We start from the raw sequence: 6,807 nt of genomic DNA, 5'->3' as shown, positions 1-6,807 counted from the left end.
GGAATTTCTCGAACCCAGGCTTCATCACGCACAGGGCATTCATCGCATCCCGGAACCCGTGCAGGTCCAGGCGGTACTGGCGGCCGAAGCGCTTGCCCAGCACGCCGCCCAGTTTGATAGTGGTCATGGTCATGGCCGGTAGTCCTTGTGCCGTAGGATCAATTTCACCCGGTTGGCCATGGACCAGCCGTAGACCTCCCGTGCAGCCAAGCGCCCGGGCATGTGGTGGTAAATGAATGGTCCCGATCCGCCCAGGGCCGGCGCCGGCTCGCTGGAAAGCGATGGGTCATCGCCCAGGTAGATCGCCGCGTGGTTCGGATGGAAGCACGGCCGGCCAGGGGTCGGCACCTGAAGCACCAGCATGTCGCCGCGCTGCGCCGTTTCGACCTGGTAGAAACCCGCGGCTTTGAAGTTGTCCTCGTACAGGCTCGGGCCGGTCTCATCCTCCCACCACAGGTCCTGGCGTTCGAAGTTCGGCAGTTGCAGGCCGGCCTCGCGGGCGTACCAATCGCGGCAAGCGCCCCAGCAGTCCAGCAGGCCGTGGGAGAAGTCCCGGCCAAGCAGCGGCGCCTGGAAGCCTACAGGCTTGAACCAGGCGAACTCACCGCCCGGCCAACCAACGATGCCCCAGGGCAGTTCATGCAGCTCACAGCTCACACGATCGGCCATGCTCGGCGTGGGCGCCTTGTTCGGGTGGCTGTGGATGATCGCCAGCACTTCGCCAAGGTCCTCGGCCGCGGCCTGGTCTCGCTCATCGAGCTGGAAGTTTTCCCGCTCCGACTTGGCCCGGTTGGCACACGGCACATACTGGCGGCCGGCATCGGTCTTGATCAGCAAGCCGCACGCTTCGCCCGGGTAGGCACGCTCAGCATGAGCGCGGATCTCGTCCTGCAATTTTTGATTGATGCGCATGGTTACCTCGAGCTTGCGATCAGGCTTGCGCCCATGGAGCCGCCAAACCGGCGCGTGTTCGCCCGGAGCTTGCAGCTGCTCCACCACCCGCCGCACTGGTCCAGGGCCGGGTTGTCGGTGGGCTCATTCTTCTTCGTGAACATCGCAGTACCGGTGTAGGCACACGCCTCGCCCCGGTATCCACCGCGGCACGCCCACCTGCAGAGCTTGGTGATCTGCTGGGACGGCAGCATCTGCCCTTCCATGTCGGTGGGACTGGACATCGAGAACGTCACCGAGTCGAAGCTTTCTTCAGTCTTCTGCTCGATGTACCAGAGGTTTCGCCTGCTCTGGTTGCTGGCGGTGGGGTTTCCATCGGGGAAGTTCGCCGCATCCAGGTAGTGCCGGAAGGTTTCAATGACCGTGCACTTTGCCCCGGCCAGGTCGCGGAACTGCAAGCACAGTGCAGTGACTGCCCCGCGGACGCCGCCAAGCTCGTTGGCGATTTGCAGGGTTGGGGACGCCGGCCGGCCATCGCCGCGGATGTCGAAACCCTTCGCCGTGATCTGGATCGGGGAATATAGCTGCCCCTGCCAGATGATGTCGCCCTCCTGGGCATGGCCGTGGAACCGCCACAAGTTCGCACCCAGGCGCGTCGCGTCGAGCTCGAACAGCCGGATCTGGTTGCCCGGCTCGAGCTTTTGGATATCACTGTTGTAATTCATGGGGCTCCAGAAACAACAAACCCCGCACTTGGCGGGGTCGGTGGTCGAGGTGGATCAGGGCCTGTAGACCTGCTTGAAGGTGGCAGACAGAGTGAAAATCCCAGCGCCGCCGGCAGTCAGCTTGTAGCCGTTGGCGCTGTATCTGCCCTGGGTTCCGCCCGGCGGCGTCCAGAGAAACGACTTATAGCCTTCGTGCCGATCGAGGAAATCACGGATCCCCAAAAGGTCATCGCCTGCGACTAAACGGCCTACCGCGCTGATATCCCAGGATTGCGACTTCGTGTTGATTCCGATCCCACCGGCCTGGACGTATCCGTCGCCGAACTCGTTCTCCCAGGTTCGCTGCGCTATGTCGCCGGCGGCACCGACCCGGGTGCAGTAAGTGAAGGTTTCAGCCATCACACACGCCTCCAGAGAACGCCGCCTTGCAACGTCTCACCTTGAATGATGCGGATGACCTCGGCGGTGAAAGCCTGGCCCATTGATTCGCCTTGCTGCTGGGCTTCCTGATCGCTCATTCCCTTCTGTGCCTGGACGGTGATCGGGGCGTTGATGCTGATCGCCGCAGCGCCCGAGCTGGCTCCAGCGGATCCGGAATTAATTCGCTCAAGGGTGCGATCAAGCTTGGCGCTGGTTTCTGCCGTGGTTACCCGCTCCCCCTTCTCCAAAAGCCAGGTGCCAGTTTCTGGGACCGCGTCGATGCCATCGTGGGCCATGCCGGCAAGCGCGGCGCTTGATACTGCCGCGACCATGGGAATAGTTGCCGTCTGGGCCGCCAGGGCAGCCCCTGGTGCCAGTGCTGGACCAACAATCGGAATGGCCGCAGTGGATGCATAAGCGGCAAGCGCGGCCTGTGCGGATGTTGCCTGGGCGTTCGCGACCATAGCGAGGCCAGCGGCACTCTGTGTGGTCTTGCCAACAATCAGCTGGACCGCCTGGTACACCAGCCATTGCGCAGCCATGTCGGAAAGAGCGTTGACCATTGACTTCCCGAAGCCGGCAATCATATCGCCGAGAGCGTCCCCCGCATCCTCAGCATCTGTTGCGACATCAGAAAAGAATGTCCCCAGATTACTGCTCGCACTGCCCAGGGCTGTCGAGGTCATGTCCGCTGCCATCTGCGAATGATCAGTCGCCACATCGGCGAAGTTGGCCCAGGCCTCATTGACACCGTCCATCCAGTTGGTTTGGGCAGCATCAAGACTTTCGTAATATTCGTGCTGCAGCTCCATTCGCTCTGTCAGAGCGTCCTTGAGCATCCCGGTCTCTGTTGCGTACAGATCCGCCGTAATATCCCCCGCGTTCAGCTGCTTTTGCAGGTCGGCCATCTGCTCGTTGTAGTCCTGCTGAATCGCCAGGTCCTGCTGGAGCCGATCCCGGGCTTTGTCGCCCATCCCTGCCCCGGCCAGCTCCATGTCAAACCCTGATTTTGTCGTGGCATTCGTTGCCTTCAGGTTCGCCAGGAATGCAGCCGACTTCGCTTCCTCTTCATTCGCAAGCTTGAGTCTCTGGAGCGCATCTAGCTCCTTGGCCAGCCCCTCCAAGCGCTTTTGCTGATCAGCATTGATGCCGACGAGCTTGCCGGATGCAATCTCGAAGCGAATTTTGTCGACCTCTGTCGCTTTCTTCTGAGCATCTGCCGAGGTGTTGATCAGGGCAATCTGACGCTGAAGATCTGTCTCCGAGCTCTTGAAGGTATCGTTGATTTTCTTCGCAGCAGCCTCTGCCTCTTGGGCAGCTTTCTTAGCCTTTTCGCGAGCAACTGGGTCAATGCCGGTACCGGTGCCAGGGGTTACGCTCTTCGTGGCTGCCGCAACCTCTGCCGCTGCCTTTTTGGCGTCCTGTACATATTGCTTGAATTTGTCACCCGCCAACGGAGCCGTGAGGCTTTCGTCAATACTCGCAGCCGCTTGGGCTGCGATACTGAAATTCAGGGCGGCCTCATTACTCAAGCGTTCACTATCAGCAATGAACTGGTCCGCGGTATCCCCTATAGTGACGGCAGCAAGGCCCGTGGCCAGACTGCTCATCAGCGACGACATTCGCGCGACCGCCGTGGAGTAAAGCCCCACCAGCGTATTACCCAGTACGTCGAATACGCGCACGACACCGTCGCCAGCGCTGATTACGAATGCTGAGGTTTCGACCAATTTGTCACCGAGATCACCGACAACCCCTTTAAGGCCGCCGGCGTCCTTGGCCGACTGATTCATGTCCTTTGAGAACTGCGCCAGCACAGGAAGGAACTCAGCTGCCAACATAGTCTTGCCAGCCGTGATGTACTGCCCCATCCCTTGCAACTCAATGCCGAATTGTTTTGCTGCTGCGATGGTGCTCTCATCCATAACCACACCAGCGTTCAGTGCTGCCTGGCCGAGCTCATCAAAAGCCTTACCACCATTGCGCAGAAGAGGCACCAGCGCAGTGGAGTCATCCGCTATGGACTCCATGTAGAACGTCATTTCCTGCTGGCTGACGTTTGCTTTCTCTAGACTGGTGACGTAGAGGGCCAGAGCGTCCTTGCTGTTCAGCTTTTTGAAGCTGTCAGCGGTGACTCCAACCTTCGGTGCGATGTTCTCGAAAAAGTCTTTCAGCTCACCAGCCCCGGTACTGGCGAAGTCCCCGAGCTTATCGTTGGTGTCTTTGAAAATGTCGGAAAGCTTGTCTTGTTCAACGCCGACGCTTTTCGCTGCCGCCGCATACTTTTGGAAATCGGTAGTCCCCAGCCCCGCCAGTGCTGACTGGTTAGATATTTCTTTCGCCACACTCGCCGAGTGCACCACCAAAGCAGTCAAAACTGCGGGGATGCTGCCTATCGCTGTGCCAACGCCTTTTGCCAGGCTGCTAAAAGACTTGCTGATTTCTTCGTTGCGCTTTTTTGCCTCCCGACTTGCCTTGTCCAGCGGACCGGTGAAAGCACCAATTTTTGCAACCAAGTCCAGCGTTAACGTGCCGAGTGATTTGCTGGACATTCAGTTCTCCACGCATAAAAGAACCCGCCGAAGCGGGTTCTGATTATTTTACTGCCCCTGATATTTTGTCGTCAGGAGATCGAGACGTTTTTGATTTTCTTCGGTGAACAGGCCTGAGCCAAACATGGATTTTTTATCCGCACCATCGAGACGGACGACCTCTACGGTAAATACTGCATCGGCTGGCGCGTTCACCTTTCCCCAATCGCTGAACATATTTGGAGCCAACGTCCATGACTGCTCTTCGCCGGGTTCCAAACCGCCACTGATTTCGTAGTTGAAGTCTTCCACCAGCCAAGGAATTGAGCGCCCAGGCGAGGCGATGGTGCCCTTGAAGTAGGCACGAGAAACCGCCTCCGACATCCCATTTTTTACGGTAACTTCGATGATCGGCTTCGGGCGTGAAGAATATTTTTCTTCTTGAAGATAAAATCTGGATTTCGATACAGTGAATTTTTGGAGTTCATTTTTTGCCAACTCCGAATCAACCTTCTTCTTTTTCAGCTCTTCGATCTCAATAATCGCTTGCTCTTTTTCCTTTGCCTCCCGCGCAATCCTAATGGCCGCTGCGACTGAAGAAACTTCATCGACTGTCTTTCCATCCAAGCTGGACAGCAGTCCTGTCGTTAGGTCTGACGTCTTCTTTTCTCCCCTCATGATTGCGGGAACATCCATCCCACTAAGGGCTATCAGTTTGAGGTCAGATTCGAACTGACTTTTTTTATCTGCCGGAAGCTTCTGATTGATTTCTTGCACTGACTTTTTCAAAGCGGCTTCCGAGCTTCCGTCAAGTTTTGGCTCCCCACATCCAGCAATGAAGAGAGCCGGAACAGCAACGGCAAGTAGCTTCCACATAGGTAATCCCTCACGTAATAGTGGCGCGAGGATATCAAAACTTCCCAGCGAAGCGTTAAGCCCAGGCCTTCATCGCCTCGGCGAGCGTTAGCACGCGCTCACCTGCATGAGGCATGAAATCCTCCGGCTTGAAACCACCGTCCTTGGTGATCCTGTTCGCGTACATGGATGACAACGCTGCCAGGCTTCGCTCGACTCGCAGTCCAACATTCAAAGACCCGCGCTCCTTGCGATACTTCGCCCACCGATTGAACTCGCGAAGGCTCAGTCGCTCCTGCGCTTCCGCGATCGTGCAGCCGAAGGTGATGGCGAGTTCGTGCCAGAGCTCTTCAAGGCCGGTGAGCTCGTCGTCTTTCCCAGGTTGTTCACCTCGAAGATAGCGGCCAATAGCGCCACCGTCAGGCGGCCGTCCAGCGCCCCTCGCTGGGGATCCGCATCACCGGTGATATCGCCGACGGTGAAAATAGCTGCCCCGTTTTCATCGCACACGCTTGCGGCTATGCGCCCGGCCAAGCTGTCGTGCTTGCCGTTCAAGGCCGTCACATCGCTGATTGCTGCCTGATAGCCAAGCGGGCGGATGAAAACGGTGGCAGAGAGCTCTTCATCGCCCTGCGACCACTTGATTTCCTTCTCCACCGGTCGGCCGGTGAAGGCGCCGACCGACTTGAGACTTTCGAGTGTCAGTTTCATCAAGCCCCCTTAAGCGCTGGTCTTGCGGATCCAGGCCGAACCGCCGGAACGCTGGATGGAAGCTGCCGTGGTCACCACGCTGTTCGCCGCAAAATCGAACGGGAAGTCAGAGACGTACCCGTCGAAAACAAACCAGGTTCGAGTGTTTGGCAGGCTGAACCCTCCATCGCCAAGCTCAGCAGTGGCCGCTGCCCCGGTACCGGCGCCGCCGGTAAAGGCAACAGTAGGAACTGAGGTATAACCGGACCCTGGGTTGGTAATCGTGATGCCGGTCACTGCGCCGCCCGAGATGCTGGCCGTGGCCAGCGCACCGGTGCCGCCGCCGCCAGTCAAGGCCACGGTAGGTGCGCTGGTGTACCCAGTACCGCCGGAGGTGATTTCGATGGACGAGACCGTGCCATCGACGCCGACCGTCGGCACGATGTCGACGCCATCAGACCAGCCAACCGCCCAGCTGATGCTCTCGATGCTGTCGTCTTCGGACAACTGATGCAGGCGAACGTGGGATGCGTTGCGCGGATCAGCATTCAGCGTCAACGATGCCTGGCCAGGGGTACGCAGACCGCGCATATAGGTCCGCACCTTGTTACTCAGGCACGTGGTTTCGATCTGGTCAGCAGGGTTGCCGCCGGGGTTGAAAGCGGTAGCGCATTCGATTTCAAGGATTTCGAAGA

General features: G+C 58.5%; 8 protein-coding genes and 1 pseudogene. All 9 read right to left on the bottom strand.

Annotation, left to right across the window (positions count from 1 at the left end):
* Positions 1 to 133: pseudogene (locus BLP82_RS32250) on the bottom strand (tail assembly protein); the annotation flags it as partial.
* Positions 130 to 912 carry a C40 family peptidase gene (locus tag BLP82_RS29765; protein WP_092177138.1) on the bottom strand — a complete coding sequence of 261 codons (783 nt, stop codon included), beginning with the start codon at positions 910 to 912 and terminating at the stop codon, positions 130 to 132. The gene BLP82_RS29765 and the pseudogene BLP82_RS32250, both read right to left, overlap by 4 nt.
* Positions 913 to 914: 2 nt before the next feature.
* Entirely contained in the window at positions 915 to 1,616 is a 702-nt protein-coding gene (locus BLP82_RS29760; RefSeq protein WP_092177135.1) for a phage minor tail protein L, read from the bottom strand.
* Positions 1,617 to 1,670: 54 nt separating this feature from the next.
* Positions 1,671 to 2,015 (bottom strand): phage tail protein, encoded by a 345-nt coding sequence (locus tag BLP82_RS29755; RefSeq protein WP_092177131.1) that lies wholly within the window; start codon positions 2,013 to 2,015, stop codon positions 1,671 to 1,673.
* Complete coding sequence (locus tag BLP82_RS29750) at positions 2,015 to 4,588, bottom strand: phage tail tape measure protein (protein WP_092177128.1); 2,574 nt, start codon at positions 4,586 to 4,588, stop codon at positions 2,015 to 2,017. Before BLP82_RS29750 ends, BLP82_RS29755 begins: the two co-directional genes overlap by 1 nt.
* A gap of 48 nt (positions 4,589 to 4,636) precedes the next feature.
* Positions 4,637 to 5,443: a DUF6694 family lipoprotein gene (locus BLP82_RS29745; protein ID WP_092177125.1), complete on the bottom strand. Its 807-nt coding sequence runs from the start codon at positions 5,441 to 5,443 to the stop codon at positions 4,637 to 4,639.
* Between the two features lie 55 nt (positions 5,444 to 5,498).
* Positions 5,499 to 5,657, bottom strand: coding sequence for a hypothetical protein (locus BLP82_RS29740; protein WP_256576692.1), 159 nt, complete (start codon positions 5,655 to 5,657; stop codon positions 5,499 to 5,501).
* Positions 5,658 to 5,707: 50 nt separating this feature from the next.
* Positions 5,708 to 6,133 carry a phage tail assembly chaperone family protein, TAC gene (locus tag BLP82_RS29735; protein WP_092177120.1) on the bottom strand — a complete coding sequence of 142 codons (426 nt, stop codon included), beginning with the start codon at positions 6,131 to 6,133 and terminating at the stop codon, positions 5,708 to 5,710.
* A gap of 9 nt (positions 6,134 to 6,142) precedes the next feature.
* The coding region (locus tag BLP82_RS32245; protein ID WP_092177118.1) for a phage tail tube protein at positions 6,143 to 6,807 on the bottom strand (665 nt) is incomplete at its 5' end.

The sequence above is a fragment of the Pseudomonas sp. NFACC37-1 genome (genome assembly GCF_900101575.1).
GTDB classification, from domain to species: domain Bacteria; phylum Pseudomonadota; class Gammaproteobacteria; order Pseudomonadales; family Pseudomonadaceae; genus Aquipseudomonas; species Aquipseudomonas fluorescens_AA.
This window is presented reverse-complemented; position numbering and strand designations above follow the sequence as displayed.

Coding starts and splice junctions, on each gene's coding strand:
- BLP82_RS29750 (WP_092177128.1), bottom strand. CDS start 4,588: ATGTCCAGCAAATCACTCGGCACGTTAACGCTGGACTTGGTTGCAAAA.
- BLP82_RS29765 (WP_092177138.1), bottom strand. CDS start 912: ATGCGCATCAATCAAAAATTGCAGGACGAGATCCGCGCTCATGCTGAG.
- BLP82_RS29755 (WP_092177131.1), bottom strand. CDS start 2,015: ATGGCTGAAACCTTCACTTACTGCACCCGGGTCGGTGCCGCCGGCGAC.
- BLP82_RS29760 (WP_092177135.1), bottom strand. CDS start 1,616: ATGAATTACAACAGTGATATCCAAAAGCTCGAGCCGGGCAACCAGATC.
- BLP82_RS29745 (WP_092177125.1), bottom strand. CDS start 5,443: ATGTGGAAGCTACTTGCCGTTGCTGTTCCGGCTCTCTTCATTGCTGGA.
- BLP82_RS29735 (WP_092177120.1), bottom strand. CDS start 6,133: ATGAAACTGACACTCGAAAGTCTCAAGTCGGTCGGCGCCTTCACCGGC.